Annotated in this window: 10 protein-coding genes; 7 read left to right on the top strand and 3 right to left on the bottom strand. The window is 31.6% G+C overall.

All coding sequences use genetic code 11. The features are described from left to right. Window positions 1–55: 55 nt before the first annotated feature. The gene (locus IQ215_RS07885; protein WP_206688546.1) at window positions 56–1,564 is read right to left on the bottom strand and encodes a TIGR03985 family CRISPR-associated protein; all 1,509 of its coding nucleotides are present in this window, start codon (window positions 1,562–1,564) and stop codon (window positions 56–58) included. A 684-nt stretch (window positions 1,565–2,248) separates the two neighbouring features. Between IQ215_RS07885 and IQ215_RS07880 the strand changes: the two genes are divergently transcribed. From IQ215_RS07880 to IQ215_RS07870, 3 genes are all read left to right on the top strand, one after another. Continuing rightward, window positions 2,249–2,797, top strand: coding sequence for a hypothetical protein (locus IQ215_RS07880; RefSeq protein ID WP_193800768.1), 549 nt, complete (start codon window positions 2,249–2,251; stop codon window positions 2,795–2,797). Window positions 2,798–3,211: 414 nt separating this feature from the next. Further along, window positions 3,212–4,828 (top strand): hypothetical protein, encoded by a 1,617-nt coding sequence (locus IQ215_RS07875; RefSeq protein ID WP_193800767.1) that lies wholly within the window; start codon window positions 3,212–3,214, stop codon window positions 4,826–4,828. A 7-nt stretch (window positions 4,829–4,835) separates the two neighbouring features. After that, complete coding sequence (locus IQ215_RS07870) at window positions 4,836–6,695, top strand: hypothetical protein (protein WP_193800766.1); 1,860 nt, start codon at window positions 4,836–4,838, stop codon at window positions 6,693–6,695. A 281-nt stretch (window positions 6,696–6,976) separates the two neighbouring features. On the opposite strand, the gene IQ215_RS07865 is transcribed toward IQ215_RS07870, so the two are convergent. After that, the gene (locus IQ215_RS07865; protein ID WP_193800765.1) at window positions 6,977–8,569 is read right to left on the bottom strand and encodes a phospholipase D-like domain-containing protein; all 1,593 of its coding nucleotides are present in this window, start codon (window positions 8,567–8,569) and stop codon (window positions 6,977–6,979) included. After that, window positions 8,570–12,046 carry a serine/threonine-protein kinase gene (locus IQ215_RS07860; RefSeq protein WP_193800764.1) on the bottom strand — a complete coding sequence of 1,159 codons (3,477 nt, stop codon included), beginning with the start codon at window positions 12,044–12,046 and terminating at the stop codon, window positions 8,570–8,572. It lies immediately after the preceding gene. Window positions 12,047–12,263: 217 nt separating this feature from the next. Here IQ215_RS07860 and IQ215_RS07855 point away from each other — a divergent pair, with 217 nt between their 5' ends. The 4 genes from IQ215_RS07855 (at window position 12,264) to IQ215_RS07840 (ending at window position 21,945) form a co-directional block, all read left to right on the top strand. After that, window positions 12,264–12,662, top strand: coding sequence for a TnsD family Tn7-like transposition protein (locus tag IQ215_RS07855; protein ID WP_193800763.1), 399 nt, complete (start codon window positions 12,264–12,266; stop codon window positions 12,660–12,662). Between the two features lie 252 nt (window positions 12,663–12,914). Next, entirely contained in the window at window positions 12,915–14,573 is a 1,659-nt protein-coding gene (locus tag IQ215_RS07850; RefSeq protein WP_193800762.1) for a hypothetical protein, read from the top strand. A 12-nt stretch (window positions 14,574–14,585) separates the two neighbouring features. Beyond that, on the top strand, window positions 14,586–16,031 hold the full coding sequence (locus IQ215_RS07845) for a hypothetical protein (RefSeq protein ID WP_193800761.1): 1,446 nt from the start codon (window positions 14,586–14,588) through the stop codon (window positions 16,029–16,031). Window positions 16,032–16,125: 94 nt separating this feature from the next. Further along, window positions 16,126–21,945 (top strand): DEAD/DEAH box helicase, encoded by a 5,820-nt coding sequence (locus IQ215_RS07840; RefSeq protein WP_193800760.1) that lies wholly within the window; start codon window positions 16,126–16,128, stop codon window positions 21,943–21,945. Window positions 21,946–22,015 lie beyond the last annotated feature (70 nt).

The following is a 22,015-nucleotide window of genomic DNA, read 5'->3' as shown; positions in this document are numbered from 1 at the left end:
GGGTGGGTATTGCCCACCAATTAGTATTTTTTACGATGATAAATTTCAAAAATTTTCATTCATAAACTTGCCACAATTTTTGAGAATCTTCTTTCATTCTCTTTCTCAAATCAGCAGGTGCCAAAATTTCCACATTATGCCCCCAACTCCTTAAGCGCATAATCACATCCGCCTCCACATCATTACCTCCATCTTTGCCATGACGATAATCCATCACATAATAAGCATCATCAGGATTATTACTGATAACTTCATTAATTAACTGTTTATCATCATTAGTTAAAGTAGTCTGAGTATGTCTTAAACATCCCTCAAAATTCTGCCAAAATTTATTAATATCCCTCACACTTAACCGTTTAAAAGTATCATGACGTTTAGTATTTTCAATGTAATAAGTGTGAAAATCTTGGGGAAAATGTAACAACATCGTTTTAATTTCTCTATGTAAATCTACCCCCAAAGCATCCTGTAATTGACTATAAATATCATCTGATGTTTCTTCTTGTAACTCATCTTTTTTATCAAATAATTTCAAATGAATATTATAATTTTCCTCATCCCATTCTTCAGTAAAAATATATTGATTTCTATCTAATTCTTGAAAATGATCTAACCGATAATTATAATAACCTAAATAATTAATAAGACCCCCTGGTTTAGGCCCATAACCTGTTAAATAAATTCCCCGTTGATTGTAAAATAAACAGATAGGATAAATAATTAAATCTTCAAAGATTTCTCTCTGGCTAGAACTAGCATATTTTATCCTAATTAGGGGGATTTCTTCTTTTTCCCAGATGTCTCGTAAAGTGAAGATTATATCTTGAATTTTATCAATAGTATTTCTATCTACTATGTGTTGAAGTTTAATAAAAAATCTTTGTTTATCTTTGAGATTTTCCGATGTACTTATTAATACTTCGTCAAACTTCAGATTATCAACAAATTCGTATAAATTAGTGATTTCTCCACTGCTATTAACATTACTATTAACGGTTAATTTTTCTTCAATATCTTCTAAAGATAATTTGCCATAACTCTTTTTGCCAGAAATCAAAAAACCTCTTTTTGCTAAACCAATAAAGTCATTATTAAAGGTTCTGATACCATTTTGACCATTTTTTGGTTGTAAACATTCAAAGGGAATTAAATTGAGTATTTTCTGTTTTTGCTCTTGTGTTAAATCAATTCCATATAAATCTTGAAAACCCGTTAACCAATCATTGTCTCTGATACCAAATGTAACTAACCAATTTTTTACCGAATCATTGAGATATTCCCTATTATTTTCCTGATTTAAAAAATTTCGCCAATCTCCTTGACTAAAAGTTATTTGATCATGAATAAAATAAAAATCTAATGACTGGTCATAAAAACTCATCACTTCTGCATACAAGCGAAACGCTTTTTTAATATTATCAAATAAACTTTTTTGGGCTTTCTCAAACCTCGGATTATCTGGGGTGGGATAACGTAAATTTTTTGGTGTATCAATTATTGACCACAAATTAGTGGCTGAAGGAGGACATTGTCGATATAAAGGGGTTTCTGGCATTTCTGGCATAATCATTCTCATCATATAGGGGCAAGATAACCTTACTTCAGGCTACCACAGATAAAATATTGTGAATATTAATTTTGATGATAATTCTGGTTAGGAAATACCCTTTTCCTTGCGGGGTGATTGATGAAAAAAAGCTCACCGATGGGTCTTGATGGTGTGTTGTAGATGCCTTGCCCTGTATAGGTTTCAGGCTCTTATTTTTGTTGTGCAATTTTGTTTTTTTGTGTTATGATTACTATTGTGTAGATTCAAACGCTAAAGCTCTTGTAATGTAATGCCTCTGAAGCGAAGACCCTACCCATGGGGTTACATGGGTTTAGTTGGAAACACCTCCTTAATCATTTAGGTTTTGGGGGTGTTTTCCGTGATATGTTGTTTTGCCTTCTCTGGGAAAAATAGTTAATTGGGACTGATGAAAAAGTAAAGTCGTGAAGGTAAGGAAGAAAAAGTTCGATTTTACCTTGGAAAAGGGTTTTTCTTGAGCCAATTTAGATTAGTAATGGTAACGAGGTATAAACAAAAGAGAAGAAATGTATAGTAATCCTAAACTATTTGTAAGAGTTTGAATTTTCCTTATTGTGAAAGGCATAGGGGGGGGGATATAACTTTACTACAACTCAAATAGGATTACTATAGTTATCAATTACAATTACTATCTATAGCTGTGACTGTTATGTTAATAATATGAATATTAATGAATTAAATAATGTATTATCAAAACACAATATTAGTACGGATAATTGGCTTCATGAAAAAGGAACAAAAACTGTAACGGATCTCAAAAATGAAATTGATGGAAGGGAAACTGTTTTAGAGTTAATTAATGGTCAATTATTGAGGGTAGTTCGTTTGGTTTCTGTGCAGGTAAAAGTTAAACTAGGAGAGCAATTATTTACCCTTGTGGAGGATAAACAGATATTTTTTGCTGGGGGAATCAGAAAAAGGGGATTGGATACTTTAGCGGAAAAAATTATGGTCAATGAAACTCCTGAATTAGCAGTTTATCGTTGCTTGAAAGAAGAAATTGGCTTAGATTTTGATGGTTCTTTTCTTTTTCTAGGGGAAAATGAAGAGATTAAATCTTCTCCTAGTTATCCACTTTTGAGTTCTATGTATCAGGTTTATAACTATCAAGTTGTTTTGTCTGAAAAAGAGTTAGAGTTTATCAGGTTTTCTGAGTATCAAAAAGGAGGACAAAAGATAACTTTATTTACTTTAGAACCATCAAATTAAAAAAATAAGACTTTCACTATTAATAATTTTCCTTGACAAAACAAATGATATACGCTGTTTAAAGGGCGATCGTATTTAGGAATTTTCACAAGTTGATGACTACAAATTAACGATATGATTGTTATAAATAAATGTTAAAGTAATACTGTTTCTAAAAACCTACTATACAAAGGATGTGGAAAATTATATAGGTTTATTTCCTTGATTTTTCAGCACCACAATATAAAAGTCTTACATCAAAGCCAATAATATACAACTTTATTTTGGATATTATTAAAAATCATAACCAAAATAGTGGTTTAGAGACCATGAAATTATACAACTTTATTACGCCGTTACCCTATTTGTAGTATGGTAATAAAGTTGTATGTATCAACATAGATTAGTGCAAGTATTAATAACTCAAATCAAAATGTGAACAAGATTACAGAGGTTACAAGAAGGCAAATTGCTAAACTTTTCGACAAAGAATTCAATTATTGGGGAGATGATGAAGAAAATGATGATGAAATTAAATTTTTGGAGAGACTCTATGAATTAGAAGAATTACCATCAAATGATGGTAGATTTGAAAATGCTAAAGATAATAATTGGATTTTTAAAGATGAAGACGATAGATTTAATCTAAATAATGGTAACGATGATAAATATCTATTAAAATTTCTTTGTGAAATATTACATCCTGCTATTAGAGAGCCTGATAATGTACAAAATTTACTGACAATATATAATAATATTTTGTCAGTAGATGGTTATAAAATCATTGAAGTAGATAAATTATCGAATCTTCCAATCTTTGGATTTTGTGAAATAAATAATCAAATAGATTCTTCAAATAACATATTAATGAAACCAATTCAAAAAATTCTTTTTGGTAGCCCAGGTACAGGTAAAAGTTATCAAATTCGTCAAATAGCCCAAGAACAGTTGGATATTCAGATAGATAAAATTACTAAAACTTCTCCCAATATAGTGAAAGCTGTTTTTCATCCTGAGTACAGCTATGCTGATTTTATGGGGAAACTATTACCTTTTAGCCAAAAGAGTTCCGTAATTTATAAATTCTATCCTGGACATTTTTTGAAAATACTAGGAAAGGCTTATAAATCTCTAATTGATGGTAAAGATGAAAACTATTTATTAGTAATTGATGAGTTAAATAGAGGAAATGCAGCCGCTATTTTTGGAAATACTTTTCAATTATTAGATCGTGAAAGTGATGGGTGGTCAAGTTATGAGATAGATATTTCTGAAATGGAATTAGTTGGTTTATTTCAAGCTATGAACATCAAAGTAGATATTGATTCTAACAATAAAATTGAAATACAACTGTCTAATATTGGGAAACTTAATTATGATGAGGCATTAAAAAATGAAATAGAAAGTTTTAGGGACAAAAAAAATCATGGGGGATTTTTAATTTATAACCTTTTACGACAATGCCAAATCAAACTTCCCCCCAACTTGTCGATTATTGGCACCATCAACACCTCGGATGAATCTATTTACTATCTTGATACTGCTTTTAAAAGACGTTGGAGTTGGGAATTTGTAAATGCACCCGTAGGAAAGTTCGATGATAGCACTGAGTTTCCCGAAGAAATAAAAAATGCTCAATTATTTATTGATGATAAACCTCAAGATCTTTGGCTATTCTACATTGTGGGAATTAATGAGCTAATAAAATCTAATCATCAAACCATTAGGCGTATTGAAGATAAACTTATTGGATGTTGGTTTATTAAGCCTGAAAATGAAAAAGTTAAACTTCAACAAGTCAAGGATAAGTTAATGTTTTACTTGTGGGATAATGTATTTGCAAGAGATAAAAGACCTTTAGAGACTTTTCTTGGTGATAAGAGTGATGAGACAAATACCTTGGTAACACTGGCTCTTTTTTCAGACTTTTTAAAGTACACAGAGAAATTTTTAGATAAAGTATTAGCATTAGGTAAAGAGCAGTATAAAGGGGAATTCTTAAAACAAGAAGTGGAGCAAGTAGAAGATAATTTGGATATGATACCTTTCTAAACAATCAATGATTAATTTTAATTCTTTACAATTAGTTGTTAATAATAAGTATTCTTTTGTTGGTATTGATAAACAAGAACAAAATTTACGTTTATGTTTGCCTAAAGGTTTTAATGAGTCAAAATCTACATTAGATAACTTTGATAGTAAAAGAGATTTATTCTTTCTTTTCTACAAAATTTTGACAACTTTTAGAAGTATTTGTGTGGAAAAAGGTTATTTAGATGATAATAATCAATTAACAAATGATCGAGATGGATTTCTAAAAACAAAAATTGGTTCTAGTATTAAAAGTTATCAAGAAGATAATGAAAATATTTTTTATTATAAAATTGATATTCTTGGTAAATTGTTAGATGCTTATAATGAGCCAAAAATTTTAAGTTTAGCGTCTCGATTAGGTAAGCAAGATAAATTTGATTTAAGTAAAATTCACAAATATTTACATCAAGGAATTTATTTGTCTAATGATGCGGTTTATATAGATCAAATGAATTTTCCAAGAAAGGTAGTTCAATTTCAATCTAATGATATAGTTACGATGTATTGTTACCTATTTTTCGAGGTAAAACAGCAATTAAAGGAAACAACAAATCCTAATATTATATCTTTGGCAGAAGATTTTAGAGAACGTTATTTAAACTCTCCGGATAGTCTTTTTGATGAGAATAGCTATGAGTCTGTTTTAAATGTACTCAAAGATGCTTTAGAAACAATCAATAATTATACAGTCTTAAAAGATGCTGACTATTGGGAATATTATGATGCCATTGAATTATTTTTATACGGTGATTTGAGTCAAGGTGAAGAGGGAGAAATCTGGGGCATAAATAATTTTTACACTGTTTGGGAATCCATGTGTTTAACTTATTTAACTGAAAATAACGATTTATCTTGCTTATTGCATTGTGATACTCGGTATTTAAGTTCAAAAACTCTAGATAAACTTCAAGCATCAGAGAAAGTTATTGACATAAACAATGTTTTTAAAATAAATGGTGTTTCTTTAAATCCCGATGCTGTTTTGTTTAGTTCAAAAAATAGTGATTTTATTCAACAAACAACTTATGAAATATTTATTACTGATTGGGATAATCATGGTTATAAAACACAATTCAGATATGATAATGGCTTTAACATTTATAAAGAAAATGAATCAATATTTATTAATACTGGCTATTTAAATCAAAAAAAAGAAGTATATACAGCTAAAATCTTGGAAAGAATATACTCTAGAAAAGATAATCAATATTTAATCATCAATTCTTCTTTACCTAGAGCTTTTTATTCATTTTGGGACATCCCAAAAATTATCAATAATGAACATCTTAATTTAATGAGCTATTTGAATCACTTTTTTTATTTAGCCTTAGAAAGTAAAGTTTTTACTTGGAATACTTTTTGTGAGAGGATTTTAAAACCATTAAATGTTGATATTAATAGTAACGGTGATTTTGATGAATATAATGTTTTTACTAGATCGCTTTTTAGAGATAGATCAGCACAATCTATTCAAAATGAGTTTGAAAAGTTTATTACTCAAATATTGAACAATCAAAAACCTTTAATTAAGATAATAGATGTTAAGTATTGTGACTCTAAATATTTTTCTGATCCTAATAATAAAAAAGAAAACAAAGAAAAAAATGTCAGGAAACAATTTATCTATGAATACTCGTTGCAAAAGAAATTAAATAAACTCTTTTCTACTGACTCAAAACCAGAAATTCAAAGTAGTTTTTGGATTCCTGATTATTGTCCTGATGATCCCAATCTATTTAGGAGAAATTATGATTTTCTTGATGGTTATATTGAATTAAACAAAGTTAATTTTTTATTACTTGCTGAGAATTATATTGCTAACTAAAACAAAGGCTATTTTCTTATTTTATCGATCGCAATGATTTTGGAGAATGTTTCAAGGTGCAAGGACTAAGTGCGATCGCCAAATACCGTAATTTTCATCAGGGGGAATATAATGATAATTCCTACCCCCACAACAGCATTGGGCTTGACCATTATAGGGGAATAAAGTTGAAAGTTGAAAACCAAATTTTCTCTAGTTTTTTTGTAAAAAGGAAAATTTCAGTGATATAGGAACAAGAGGACAGAAATTTTTGTCCAGACACGGAGCAAACTAGATTACATTTATAAGCATAAGTCTAATCTTTTTATTTCATTATCAAACAACTCATCAATTTTTTGTGGATATGAAACTAAAATACTTCTTTCGTCTCTAAAAGTACGATTAGGATCACCTTTAAACGATAACCAGTTAAAACTACCTACAATAGCAAATTTTTGATCAGAAACAAGAATTTTAGAATGAGTATCACCCAAACGTTTAAATACAAAGTTATCTTGATATCGTTTGGCTAATTTTTTAATTTTATTTTCAGCTTCAATATCGTAATCTCTCCTATTTTCCTCAGATTCATCCCCAAAACCGTAGCCTATAAAAACTTTGACTCCTCTTTTTAATAACTTTTCTAAACTATCAATTAACCAGCTATTACTAGCATTGGCTCTAATCCAAGGCGAAATAATTAAAAGCCTTTCTTTACTATCTTTTAATGCTTCTTCTAATAATGGTCTATGATCATAAGTTTTTAAAAAACGAATTGGTGTTGAAGATATAAGTGAATTAAGTCGTTTGTTGAGTTCTGCTATTTCATTAACAGCTTTCTCAAGTTTGTTTTTCAGTTCTTTCTTTTCTTCTTCATTATCAATGATTTCAATATCTTGACGAGTTAAATTAATTTCTGTTTCAAGTTGTGTAGTTTTTTCTTGGACTTGTTCTCTAACAGAAGTAATTTGTTGTTCATATTTCTCAGCTTCTTCAAGTATTCCAGAGCCAAATTTTGCTTCTGCTAAACTTTTTAATTCTCTGGATTGATTTAAGACATTTTCTCTTAATTGTTTAATAATACGATCTTTTTTACCTCCTTTAGCACGAGCAAAGGCTGATTCATGTTCGTCTGATAATCTACCATCAATAGCGAAAGCAATTTGTAACTCATTACTGTCTTTCTGTTTATAAACTAATGCAAAAGCTTCTTGAAAAAAGTTTTCCCTCTTTTCCATAGCTTTTAATCCAATAAAATCTCTTTGTTTTTCTTTTTTATATTTTTTATCTTTAGCAATTTGATGAATCATTTTCTCAACATCGTTAAGATTAAGATCATCTAACTCTAGTAGTTTAGCTGGATAAGCAGGTATTTCAAGAATATTGCTGTACCTTAAGTCTTTTGGGCGTAATAAACCTTTATTTTCCTCTAATTTTCCATACCAACGTGGTTTTCCTAACATTCTATCGAAGTTAATAGGATAAGACCTTTCTTCAGGTACAATAATTCTTGCTTCTTCAAGTGTGGTTTTTCCTTTTTTGGTTAACTTCCATTCTTGAAATTTGGATTCTTGTGAAGCAATTAAATCAATATTTTCTGCTTGTCTCAGATTAATCATTGCATTTTTAACAATTGATTGTTCTAAACCTAAAAAGTTATTAATTTCTTCTATAGAAGATAAACAAGCATCAATAGATTTTAAAACAAATTCTTCTATAGGAGGAATCGGTTTACGAAGGAGGGTTAATACAGTTAAGGTAATTCTAGTTACAGGAAGACCAACTGATACTAAACTAACTAATTCAAAACCAGGACGATTATCATAGCGTTTAGAAATTTCATCTTCAGTATTAGATTGTGAATCTGAACTAAAATTCAAATACTCAATAGTCATTTATTTAGACTCATGTAAGGAACAAGTTTTAGGATTAAATTCTATATATTCAAGAACAGTTCGTAAAGGATTATAATTTAACGTCCGACAAAAATCATGATCTCCTACGATTACTAAAGCAACTTTGCCCCTTGATAAAGCAACATTCATTCTCTCTGTATCTCGCAAGAAGCCAAACTCTTTTTTGTTATTAGAACGAGTAATCGAATAAATAGCAATATCGGCTTCTTGTCCTTGAAATGCGTCAACTGTATTCCATTTAATAGCTAATCTTTCCCAATTATCTAATTCTGAGTCTAAGGTTCGTTCTAAGAGTATTTTTTGTGCTGAATACCCTGTCAAAATTGCTACGCTATAGTTTTTACATACATTTTTTGCCACCGCATTAAGACGATTTAGCAGTTTAACAATTACTTTAACTTCAGCAGTATTATTATAGCTTTGATTTTGATACGCAGTTTGTTCACAATGATTAGGAAGTTTACTGGTTGTTAACCAAGTAACAGGTTTAGGTATAATTTTATTTAGTTCGTGATCTATATCGGTTCTAGCACTTTGAATTTGACCATCATAAAAACATTGACTGATTAACTCTCCAATGGGTGCTACCATGCGATGTTGAATATTCAGGATTTTGCAATTAGCTTTTGGTAAAGTTCTGAGTAAATAAGCAAATAAGGTTTCCTTAATCTCCTCAGAATTTAAGTCATATTTATCTAAAAATTCTTGGTTTCTACTAGCTTCATCTTGAAAAGGTGGAAGTTGTTTCGTATCACCTACTAAAATCCATTTTTTTGATCTAGCAATTGGTACTAATACTTCGGTTGCCGTTGCTTTTGATGCTTCATCTATAATACACAAATCAAATTCAACTTCAGTAATTTTTGGAGCAAGTCCAATACAAGTTCCGGCTACAATTTGAGAACGTTTGATTAATGCAGAATTAAAGTGATCACTATCACTTTTACCAAAAATATCAAACCAATCTTGTTGGATTCTCATTAGTTTTTTGAGTTGTTTTGCTTGTATATTATTAGAATCAGCTAATATGCTTTCATAGCTTTCTAACTCATTTATTGACATCTTCTCAATTTCTTCAAGATTAAACCCACTTAAATTTTCTAACTCTAATGCCACTGGTTTTTGTTCATCTTGACGAATAGATTTAGCTTTTTTCTCAAACTCTTTGATTTTATCATCTAAATATTTGAGTTGCTCTTTGGTCTCTTCTGGTAAATTATTAGGAAGTTTGACATTTGGACTATTAAAATCATAATTCTCAAGGTAAGACTCATATTCTGGTTGCTCAATTAATTCATATTTTTCTTGTTTTAAAGATTCAATTTCTTGTTTTAAATTATTTAGTTGATTAGCAAGACTTCTCAATTTTTGAAAATGGATAGCCACTTCTACATCTTTTTTATCTAAGTCATGTTCCTTCGACCAAATATCAATAAAATCTTTACTCTGATTCAAAACTTCTTTTTTCCATTGATCCATTTGCTCTTCAAATAACAAAGCGTAAATATTTTCAGCAACTTTTTCATGATTGCCAATGCGGACAATTTTTAAAAAAGTATCAACTGTCTTAATTCTCTCTAAAGCATTATCTAAAGCTACATGAGTTTGTGATGTAAGCAAGATTCTAGCGTTAGGATTTTGTTTTAGAGTTTGTAAAATTAGTTCGGTAATAAAAGTTGTTTTTCCTGTGCCAGGAGGTCCTTCAACTACTAAAAAATCTTCGGTTTCCAATGCTGCTTTAACAATCTCTTTCTGAGATTCATTAAGAGTTTGAATAAATTGAATATCCTGTTCTAAATTAGGTAAACTAACTTCTTGAGGATTAATTAATAAAGTACGAATTTCTGAACGTACAGCCTGATCATATTTAATCGCATCTAAAGCATATTTTTGTTGTCTTAATGCGGACTCTGCCGCACGAGTATCAAATTTTAATACACCTTTTTTTGGTATTCTTTCTACTTCTCCATAATTGATGTAGAGAATTAGTTTATCATCTTTAATTTCTTCAATTTCTCCACTTAAGAGACTATAGTTATTATTTTTAAGAGTTACATGGCGAGTTTGTCCAACAAGATCATCATCAGGAATTGACTCTAAAGTAAAAAAAGCACGGTTTTTATCTTGACTAACTTCTGTATAGATTAAAGGTTTTTGACGTTGTCTTTCCCAGTCTGTCTTTGCTCTTAAAATACTTTCCCAAGTTCTAAATAATCTTTGTTTTTCATCTTCTGCTTGTTTCTGTCTGATAGTAGCATCATATTCTTCAATTGATAATTGAAGTTCTCTGATAATTTCTTGAGCTTGATTTATATTATAAAATGTTTCAAAACTAAACTCATAGTTGGGATTATAATTTTTTAACCTATTTTGCTCTAAAATATCACTGGAAAGATTAATCGCATTTAAGATAATTAATTTGTCTAAATTGCATTGTTCAATTTTTACATGATAACTATAATCAACTCCAAAAATTTTATATTGACCTTCCTCATATTCATTAGATTTTTTATTTTTATAACATTCTATACCACACTCATTATTTAAGTCTTCGAGAATTATTTTTTGAATTTCTGTATGAGAGTTAGCTTTTAACTCACTACCTATTTTTTCTAAATTTCTTGGAAGCATTAAATAACATTTTTGAGTTTTTTCAATAAATGCTCTTTCACGCTTTTCTTGAAATCTTGTTATTTCTGATAATAGGATTTGTGCATTATGTTGACGTTCTTCGGGATAATCGGAAATAGAATTTTCAATTATCTTTATGATTTCACAAGGTGCATCTAATTCTTGAATTGCCTTTTTAACACTTTCATAGTCGATAAGTGGTACATTTGTCAAGCATTTAAGAGTCACAACCCCAAAGCTGAATACATCACGGGTATAAGTATAAGAGCCATCATCATCTTCTAGTGGCGTATAAGGACGAGAAACAAACTCTCTTAAGGTTACAGTAGGGACTAGAAAATTTCTCAGTTTTGAGATACCAAAATCTGCTAATTTGATAGTTCCTTCATGATCAATTAAGATATTTTCCGGTTTGATGTCTCTATGAATATACTCTCTGTTATGACAAAAAGCTAAGGCTTCTAACAAGGGTTTTCCAATTTCTTCCCAAAATGAATCCCATCCATCAAGAGGTGATTGTTTTAACTTTTCTAATAAATTATTTTCCATCCATTCTAGTACTAGAAAGTTATGACCAGTTTCTTTGTCAATTCCTGAATCAATTAATTCAACAATATGATTATGTTTTAATTCTTTTAATGCATTAACTTCTCTTCTAAAAGATTCTGCTGAAATTTCCTCTTCAATTCTTCCCTTTGTAAAAATTTTGACTGCTACTTGTTGCATATCATTATGCATATCAGCAGCTTTATAAACTTCACTCATCCCACTTTGTTTAGGATTGGGTGTTAAAGCATATCTGTTATTAATTAAAGACGCTCCCATATTTTTTATTTTTAGTTTATTTTTGGTTTAATTTTAATACATACTTAGGGCTAACCAAGATATTTTTCGCCATTTTGAACTGATATAGTCTCTTATTTTACAAAAAACTATTACTTTGATTTTTCTTTTGTAGGTAATTCAGAAAATGTTCACCTTATGAAGCAGATTCATGTGCGATCTGATAATTCACTGAACCTTGGACAAATCATCTGTATCAGTGAATAAAAGAGTGGATTGGGAAAAAAGAGATCAAGAAGTCAAAATTCAGGTAGAGAGTGCAGTTCAAGAAATTTTGCAAAAGGATAAACCAGAAAGAGTTACCTTGAGAAAAGTAGGTATTATGACAGGATTAAAAGCACTTTTAGAGCAGAAACTGGATAAATTACCCCTGACAAAAACTTATTTAGAAGAAACTGTCGAGTCAGTGAAAATGTTTCAGGATGGAAGGATACAATGGGCGATCGCACTTTTAGAAGAACAGGGGGAGGAGGTAAAATCATGGAAAGTTAAAAGGTTTGCTGGAATAACAGATCAGCTCTCAGAAAAAGTTGAAAAAATCATTGATTCCTATTATTTTGGTATTCTGGTTGACCAAATTCCCTGTAATGACAAATAAGATTTAACTTCTTTCTATCACCATGAATAAAGTCTACTGAATAAATCTAAATACTAAAGGTTAAAATATATTAAAAGTCTCGAAAAATATATAAAAATTTCATTTTTCATTAACTTAAACAAAAAATATACAAGCTCTGTTTACTTTTCTTAAGATAGTGCAGTTTTATCACTAGTTAAATTATAATCAGCATATAAGACTTATTAAATAATTAATGTGCTAAGTAATAGTTATACTTCTTGGAATGAAACTTTGATTTCTTATTTTCTTAGTGGAATTTCACAAGGTAGCAAAATTTATCTCACTATTGACGAAGATTTAATTCACTTTATCGGGAAAAATTTTCTTCATTTAGATCATAATATTAATGCCTTAGATAATTTTAGGTGTTCTGTCATTGATGCTATTATTGAAGATGAAAAAGTTAATCTGAAAAATATACAAAGCTTTGATTCGCAAGGGAAACCCAAGTGTCTTGTTTTTCTAATTTTGTCAATTTTAGCAGCTTATCAAATGTCAGAAGATGATCAAGAAGAAATTTCTGAAAAAGACTATTTCACTCGTTTAAGAAGTTTACTCGGTTTACTGGGAGAGGGGCGACCAAATGGAATGAAGTTTGGTAATCACTCAGAAGAAATATTATGGAAAGAATGGAATTTATGGTTGTTACAACAAGGATTTCAACCTACAGCATATAAAGGAAAAGGTTCACAAAAATATATCAAATATCCTATCAGTCAAACCTTATTCCGACAAGTTGATAAAGATAAATTACAAGAATTATTTATCAAAAAACAGTGGACAAATAGTTGGGATGCTCCAACATTATATAGTCAAGTTCACCATGAAATCAGTTATTTATCTAAGCATATAGCCAACTTATTAAGAGATAGAAAAAGATTAGAATTAGTAGCTGATTCCCTCCATGAAATTCATCAGCAATGGTTAGCGGAAGGTTGCCCAAAAAAACCTATCAAAAAAAGAAAAAATCAATATATATTGAGTCGTAACTTATTTACAGGATTATATCGCACCGAAGATCCTTTTTTAGGAGATATTGACTATTTTCTATACCCAAAACAACCTAAATTTAAAGACAATAATGAGATAAAAATTCAATATCAAAATCAAACAGAAGTGCTAAGAGAAGATAGGCAAGGTTGGTATTTACCTTGTGGTAGTAAATTAACAGTAGAAGACTTAAATAAAGGAATTATTGGTACAGTTATTAATCATAATAATCTTGAAAAATTTATTTTACCTGCGAGAGATTTTTGGATTTTAATTCGTGATAAAGAAGATGAAGACTCAGATATTTATGCTACTTGGGCAAGTCCAAATTTAGGGGAACAGTTTATCATACTCTGTAAACAAAATTTGATGAAAGATTTACAACTCTTAAAAGATGAAAAACTATTAAATTGGAGTGAAGAAATAAGACCTTTTCCTGATCATGAAGATTGGTTAGAATTACATCAATGTCAAGTTTTATCAGAAGCATGGGAGGGGATTTTTCCGTCTAATTTGCAATTAAAAGATGCTTTACAACCAAAAACTAAACTATCCATTAGCTTAAAAAATGGTTTAAAAATACCTCAACAAAAAGCATGGTTAAAAGATTATCCTCCTAACATTATTATTTATGGCTTTTATCCTAATATTGAATTAGAAATTAAAGATATATTTACTGAACAAATTATTGAACATAGCTCTCAAAAAACTAATCAATTAATTTCAGTAAGTTTCCCTCACTCAACCAGTTATTTAGTAACAGCAAAAGCTAGAAATGATTTTGAAGAAATTTTAATTAATTTAAAAGATTGGGAGGATTTAGAAATAGCAAATATAAATCTAAATGAGATTAAATCAAATCATAATAATAACTTATTGAACACATTATCTATGTTATAAATTCTCAAAAATATGCTGAATCAAAGAACTTCATTAAACAATAGACAAAAGAATAATCCGAAAGGTAGATATTATCTTGGATTTTGTTATAAAGGAGATGCACAAAAATTAATAGAAGTTATCTCTCAGCAAATTAATGAATATGATTTAAGTAAACTAATTCCTTTATTAAGGGTAGAGAAAAAAGATAAAAAGAATAAGAGAGGCTCATTTTACTTTTTTCTAGCAATTGATAATGTAGATAATCCACAATTAAAAATTAAATATCAACAGTTTAAAGATAAAATATTAGTGTTATCGTATTTTTATTATCCAGCAGTCCCTAAAGGAACTCCTAATAATTTTAGTTATGAACAAATTAAATCAATGGTAGGAAATGCCCATGATGTTTTAGATTATACTAATCCTATTCCCTATCAAAAGAATCAAGAAAAAGATATACAAAGTAATCCTTTTACCTTTGATTTTACTCCTGCTTATTTACTTAATGGATCAGAAGAAAAAAAATATCAACATCTATTATACTGGTTAAGTAGCATTGGCAATTGTAGTTGGCAATTATTTAAGCAAACTTGTGAGTTATTAAACTTAAAAAATCCTCAAAGAATTATCAGAAGATTAAAATTATTAGGTCATATTGAAATATCTGATGATGGCAAAAAATGTTTTATTAATCCTCCTATTATCATCAAAATATTATCTAATTCAGAAGAAGAAAAATTTATTTTATGTGGGCAAAGAAACCAAAAATTAATATCAATTTTGACAAACTATGGTGAGATAATATATAGTTCTCACCCCTTAAAAAATGCTCCTTATACCATAGAAATAAAATTTAACCACAGTCTTGATCTTAAAAATATTATTCAAGAGATTAAGACCAGATATAATTTGGTAATTTATTATTCTGATTTAACTATTTGTCAATTAGAAAATCTACCTAATTTTGAGCAATGGTTTGAGAATTTACCGACTTTGCTAGGTATTATACCTAGTTTATATGATTGGAAATATTTAGTTAATAATGATTTTACTGACTGTTTAAATCCAGATAAAACGGGAATGTACCAAATGTTCAAACATAATCAAGAAAAATCTTTAGATGCTATCAATTCTTTGAAGATAAAACCGGTTGCAACTTTATTTTATGATCGAGATAAGCAATATTTTAAACAAGGGAATTGGTATGGTTTAAGATTTTTAACTTTAAAGAAAAATAATGAGCCTATTTTATGGAAATATGATGTTAATAAGAAGCGTTTAGCTATTCCTTACAGTCAAAGATTACCAGAATTGTATGAACGATTGTTAGTTTTATCTAGTGGAATTTTACCTAGTTATAGCAAAACAGAAGACGAGAATATCTGGTTAATTTACGAAAATATTAGCGAACAATTATTAGATATATTAATCAAAAAATTATCGCTATCACAACCCTTATTGATCGACTCTACATAGTTACTTATTTTAGTTCGTAGTAAAGACTTTAGTCCTAATTTTCAGTGATATGGTGGGCAATGCCCACCCTACTATAATTTTGAGGGATCAAAAAATGTATGATGTAATTGGTGCGTATCAACGATTAGAAAGAATCTATCAGCTTTATATTAAAAGTGCATTTCCTCTGCGGTATCAAAGTTTAGCAAGGGAGCGCGATCGCATCTTGCAACAACCCGGTATCTTAAGTCAACCACCGTTAATTGAACCTGTACCGACTTATCCGTCATCAGGTAAAACTTTAAAAGATGTGGCGAATCAATTACCTTCACAATATCAAGATTTAGCTCATTTAGGACAAACAATTTTTGATAGTAATATCCAACTTTATCAACATCAATGGCAAAGTTTAGATGCTGTCATTAATCAAAAGAAAGATATAGTTGTAACAACGGGGACAGGCTCAGGTAAAACCGAATGTTTTTTACTCCCTTTACTAGCACAATTGGCTAAAGATTCCCAAAAATGGCAACCGAATCAGAATCCGCCGAGTAATCATCGTTGGTGGGATGAATCTGTTAATCCCAGTAAAAATAGAATCCCTCAATGGACTCATACTACACGACCAAAAGCCCTGAGAGCCTTAATTTTATATCCTTTGAATGCTTTAGTTGAAGACCAACTCAGACGCTTAAGACAAGCCCTAGAAGCCCCTCAAATTCATAATTGGTTAGATATTAATAGAGGCACAAACCGTATTACTTTTGGACGCTATACGGGGCAAACGGCTGTATCTGGAGCAGAAAATCCTAACAGTGTAAGAAAATTAAGAAGAGAGTTACAAGAAAGAGAGGAAGAATGGCAACAGATACAACAAATTAATGACCCTGATTTACTTTACTATTTTCCCCAGCTAGATGGTGGGGAAATGTGGTCACGGTGGGATATGCAGGATACACCTCCAGATATTCTCATTACTAACTATTCCATGCTCAATATTATGATGATGCGGAGTATTGAGGATAATATTTTTGAGGTTACTCGTGATTGGTTGGCAAGTGACAAAGAAAATCAATTTTTCTTAATTATTGACGAATTACACGCTTATCGAGGTACACCGGGTACTGAAGTTGCTTATATTTTACGGTTACTTTATTCTCGTTTAGGTTTAACGGCTGATTCTCCTCAGTTAAGAGTTTTAACAACCACAGCAAGTTTAGATGATTCTGAGCAAGGACGTAAATTTTTAAGGGAGTTTTTCGGTAGGGATAATTTTGAGTTTATTACAGGTATTCAGCAAATACCTCAAACAGGTTCAAGATTGTCTGTATCCCCTTATGCTAATGCTTTTGTTAACTTTGCTCAAGCAGTACAACCAGATCCTTTTCGACCGATGACACAACCAGATGATCCTGATCGTAGCACTCAAAAGGGTTCTGAAATACGTCAGGCGATGCTTACTTTAACGAGTAGTCTTGGCTTTCCACAGTCAACAATGGATGTAAAAGAAGCTCTGGGTTCGGCTTTAGATAGAATCGGTGTACCTAATGCAGTTAAAGATGCTTGTGTAGAAATAGATCGCCAATTACAGTTCAGCCAAACTCCCACAGTAAGGGCGGCAAAGGTAAAAAATAATGACCATCATTTAATGGATTTAGATCATCAGCTATTTCCTAATGCTAATCGAAATGGTTTTGTTTCTGATGCTTTACGGGGTTTACTACTGGCATTATCCATGTCCAAGTTGAGCAACGGGCGATCGCCCCTCCCCGTTAGAGGTCATTTGTTCTTCCATAATTTACAAAATCTTTGGGCTTGTACCAATCCTAATTGTACAGATCATAATGTGGATGTAAATGCTCGACAAAATAATCCTAATCGCCCTTCTATTGGTGCAATTCATTCTACTCACCGTTTAAGTTGTTCCTGTGGTTCTCGTGTTTTAGATTTAATTATTTGTGAAGTTTGTGGCGAAGTATTTTTAGGCGGTTACAAAACTACTCGTCAAATTGGTCGTAGGAGTGTGGAAATATTAACACCAGATCAAGCTGATTTAGAAGGTGTACCAGATAAACTTGCCCAAAATCAACGCTATGGAAACTATCGACTTTTCTGGCCTTTACCTCATGACAATCCTGCGTGGAATACTCAACCACAATCGAGTAATTGGACACTCAATGGTATCAGAAGAAGTTGGGTGAGAGCCAAATTAAATCAAACAACAGGTATAATTGAAATAAGTAATACTCAACCTCAGCAAAATGAGATTGCAGGTTGGTTATATAAAGTGGGTACTAGAAATAGTAATCATCCAGATGAAAGAGCTTTACCGAGTAAATGTCCTCGTTGTGATGCTGATTATGGAAGACGGGATAAATTTCCTACACCTTTGCGTTTTCATCGGACAGGTTTCCAAAAGGCTTGTCAGGTAATTGCTAGTGGTTTACTGCGAGAAATGCCCCAACCAGAGCGTAATCAACGATCGTCTCGTAAATTAGTTATTTTTTCAGATAGTCGTCAGGATGCCGCTAAGTTATCGGCAGGTATGGAACGAGATCATTATCGAGATATGGCACGATCGATTTTAATTCAATCTTTTAACGATTATTGGCTGGATTTAGTGGCTTATTTAAAAATAGAATGTGATGATAAATCAGACATTTTAAATAAATTACTGGCTTTAAATTCCAATCTATATAAAGCAATTTGTCAACCCATAGATGAAAAAACGAAACGAGATTACCAAAATAGAGCTAATCAGTTTGCTAATACCAATGAAATTTTAGATGCGGTGGCACAACGTTGGCTTAGAAACAGGATGCCCACAAATCAACAAGCGAAAAATGAATGGGAAGATTTACTTCGACGTTATCCAGATAGAGTGGCATTGCAAGATTTAGTCAAAAAAGTTAAAGATGATTTATTGAACTATGGTATTTGCCCAGGTGGTTCTAGTCGAGATGTATTGAAATATTATGTTGGACAGGGTAGAGGTAAAGAAGAATATTTGTGGTTTAACTGTTATCAATGGAAGGAAAATAATGCAATTCCCATTTATCCTGCTAGTCCAGAACAGAATCGCCATATTCAACTCATGGAAGCAAAATTAACCGAAGAATTAATGTATGCACTGTTTCCTCATATTGCTAGAACTTTGGAAGGTTTAGGACAAGGATGGGTTAGTTATCAACCTAATGGTAATCCTAGTGCAAAATTAATTGAAGCAGTTAATGCGGTTATTCGAGAATTAGGTGTTAGAAAACTTCATAATTTTAGTAGTAATACTTTTTATTCAGGAAATGATCGATCTTTAAGAGGATTTGCCCGTAGATATGTCGAACGTACTAATTTACTTCCTCAAGATGTCGAACAACAATTATCAGATGTTGGTCTTCCTAGCAATAATGGAATAGTGCTTAATTCTAATAAACTATACCTTGTACCTCCTCCAGCTGTTAATAATAATGGTCAGCGTCAAGGATATAGATGCAATCAATGTAATGCCTTTTATCTTCATCCTGCGGCAGGAATTTGCCCAGTTTGTAATAGCACTCAAAGTCAAAATGCTCCGATTCAACCATTAACCCCTAGTCAAACTACTAGCGATTTTGATTACTATAATTATTTATCTGAGGAAGCAGGTACAGCTTTTCGGATGAATGCGGCTGAATTAACGGGACAAACAGATAAAGGCGATCGCCTAATAAGACAAAGATGGTTTCAAGATATATTCATTAATGATGAAATTGCCCGTGTACAAGGTATTGATTTATTAAGCGTGACTACCACTATGGAAGCAGGAGTGGATATAGGGTCATTGTTAGCGGTTATGATGGCAAATATGCCTCCTCGTCGCTTTAACTATCAACAAAGAGTGGGACGAGCTGGAAGGCGATCAGCTGGAGTATCTTTAGCAGTTACTTTTTGTCGAGGGCGTAATCACGATGATTTTTATTTTCAACGTCTTGAAAGTATGACAGGAGATCCACCCCCTGCTCCCTATGTGGATATGCGAAGTTATGAAATTTTCCGCAGAGTTTTAATTAAAGAGGTTTTACGACAAGCATTTCCTTGGGCAAAACAAAGTTTACACGCTAATCGAATAGGATTAAGTGATAGTAGTAGGACAGATAGTGTTCATGGTGAATTTGGGAAAGTGGGCGATTGGATGACCTGTCGCTCAGAAATACAAAATTGGTTAGATGATATTAATAATAAGTCTGTCATTCTAGCAGTAGCTAATGCTTTAAGATTAGAAACCAATTTAACTCATGCTAGTGACAAAGAAATCTTAGATTATTTACACAACAATTTAGTATCAGAAATTGACACTGTAGTTAATGATCAATCCTATACCCAAGATCAAATTAGCGAAAGGTTAGCTAATGCAGGATTATTACCTATGTTTGGTTTTCCCACGAGGGTACGATTACTGTATACTAAGCTCCCCCCAAGTGGTCATGAGTGGCCCCCTGAAACAGGAACAGTCGATCGCAATTTAGATATAGCTTTAAGTCAATTTGCCCCTAACTCACAAACTGTTAAAGATAAGGAAGTTCACAATGCCTGTGGGGTGGTGCAGTTTATTCCTCAAGGTAATCAAGTTGGTACTCAAGCAGGTTTATATCCTGATTTAACTCAAGGAAATGAATCCATCGGCTTATGTCGTAATTGTCAGGCGGTTGTTTTCCCTCAAAATATCTTGAATCAACCACCTCAAGGAGGATTAGAACCACCTATAACTCAATGTCCTGTTTGTGGAGCAAATGAAATGCGTTATCTTGATGCTAGAGAACCGAAAGGCTTTCTAACAGATCTCAATCCCCAAGATTATGACGGACAATTTGAGTGGACACCTCGATCGACTCGTCCTTCTCTCAGTGTCAATCCTAATCAAGTACAGGGAAATAATAACGGTACGGCAATAGCTAACACCAATGCTTCTGTATTGTCCTTTAACGATCAGATTCTTTCTGTTAATGATAATGGTGGGCAAGGAGGTTTTGATTTTTACGATCGAGTAACAATAGATGGAAAATACAGACATGGAGTTTATTCTATTGATACTGATACTATTCAGTCTGATAATAATAATCGCAATCGTGTTAATGCTTCAGGTAACTGTTATCGCATCGCTTTATTATCAAAAAGAAAAACAGATGTTTTGTTAGTGACAGTTAATCAATGGCAAACGGGTATATCTGCATCGCCTACTAGCATCGAAGGAAGGGCGGCATGGTATTCTTTTGCTTTTTGGTTACAAGTAGGGGCGGCGGCATTATTAGATATTGATCCGCAGGAATTACAAGCAGGTATGCGAACTATTCAGGATTCGGCAGGAAATATCATCGGACAAGGATTTTTATCAGATCAATTAGAAAATGGAGCAGGATATTGTCGTTTTCTAGCACAACCACAAGAATTTCAACGTTTATTAGCTCAAGCTGATGTTAATCTTGTTAATACTCTTGCTAATAAATGGTTAGAGTCAAAACACGCTGATGAATGTGATACTTCCTGTAATCTATGTTTGCAAGATTATCGTAATTTACCCTACCATCCTGTTTTAGATTGGAAGTTAGCCTTAGATATGGCTCGATTGGTGAGTAATGCAAATGCTGTTATTGATTTACAAACACCTTGGGGTAATCAACCTAATCCTTGGAGTCGTTTAATACAAGGCAATAACGCACCAATTCCTGCTACTTTACAACTATTGGGATATGGTTCACCTGTGCAATTTGGCTCTTTAATCGGTTTTGTACATCAAGGACGTAATCGCAAGGATATTTTAATTTTACGACATCCTTTATGGACTGATGATCATCCTGAGTGGATTAATGGAAGGGCTGATGCTCTTCGTCGATATTCAGGCTATAACATCATAGCAGGTAATCCCTTTATTCTATTAAGAAGACCTGCCGAATATGTTTAGCTTCAGTTTGGGATAAAAGCAAAAATATGTTTAATAGAAAATGTCCCAATATTACTGTTTAAACCATATT

Origin of the sequence: Cyanobacterium stanieri LEGE 03274, assembly GCF_015207825.1 — a bacterium.
Lineage (GTDB): Bacteria > Cyanobacteriota > Cyanobacteriia > Cyanobacteriales > Cyanobacteriaceae > Cyanobacterium > Cyanobacterium stanieri_B.
Note: the sequence above shows the minus strand (reverse complement) of the source record. Positions and strands in the feature narration are given on the sequence as shown.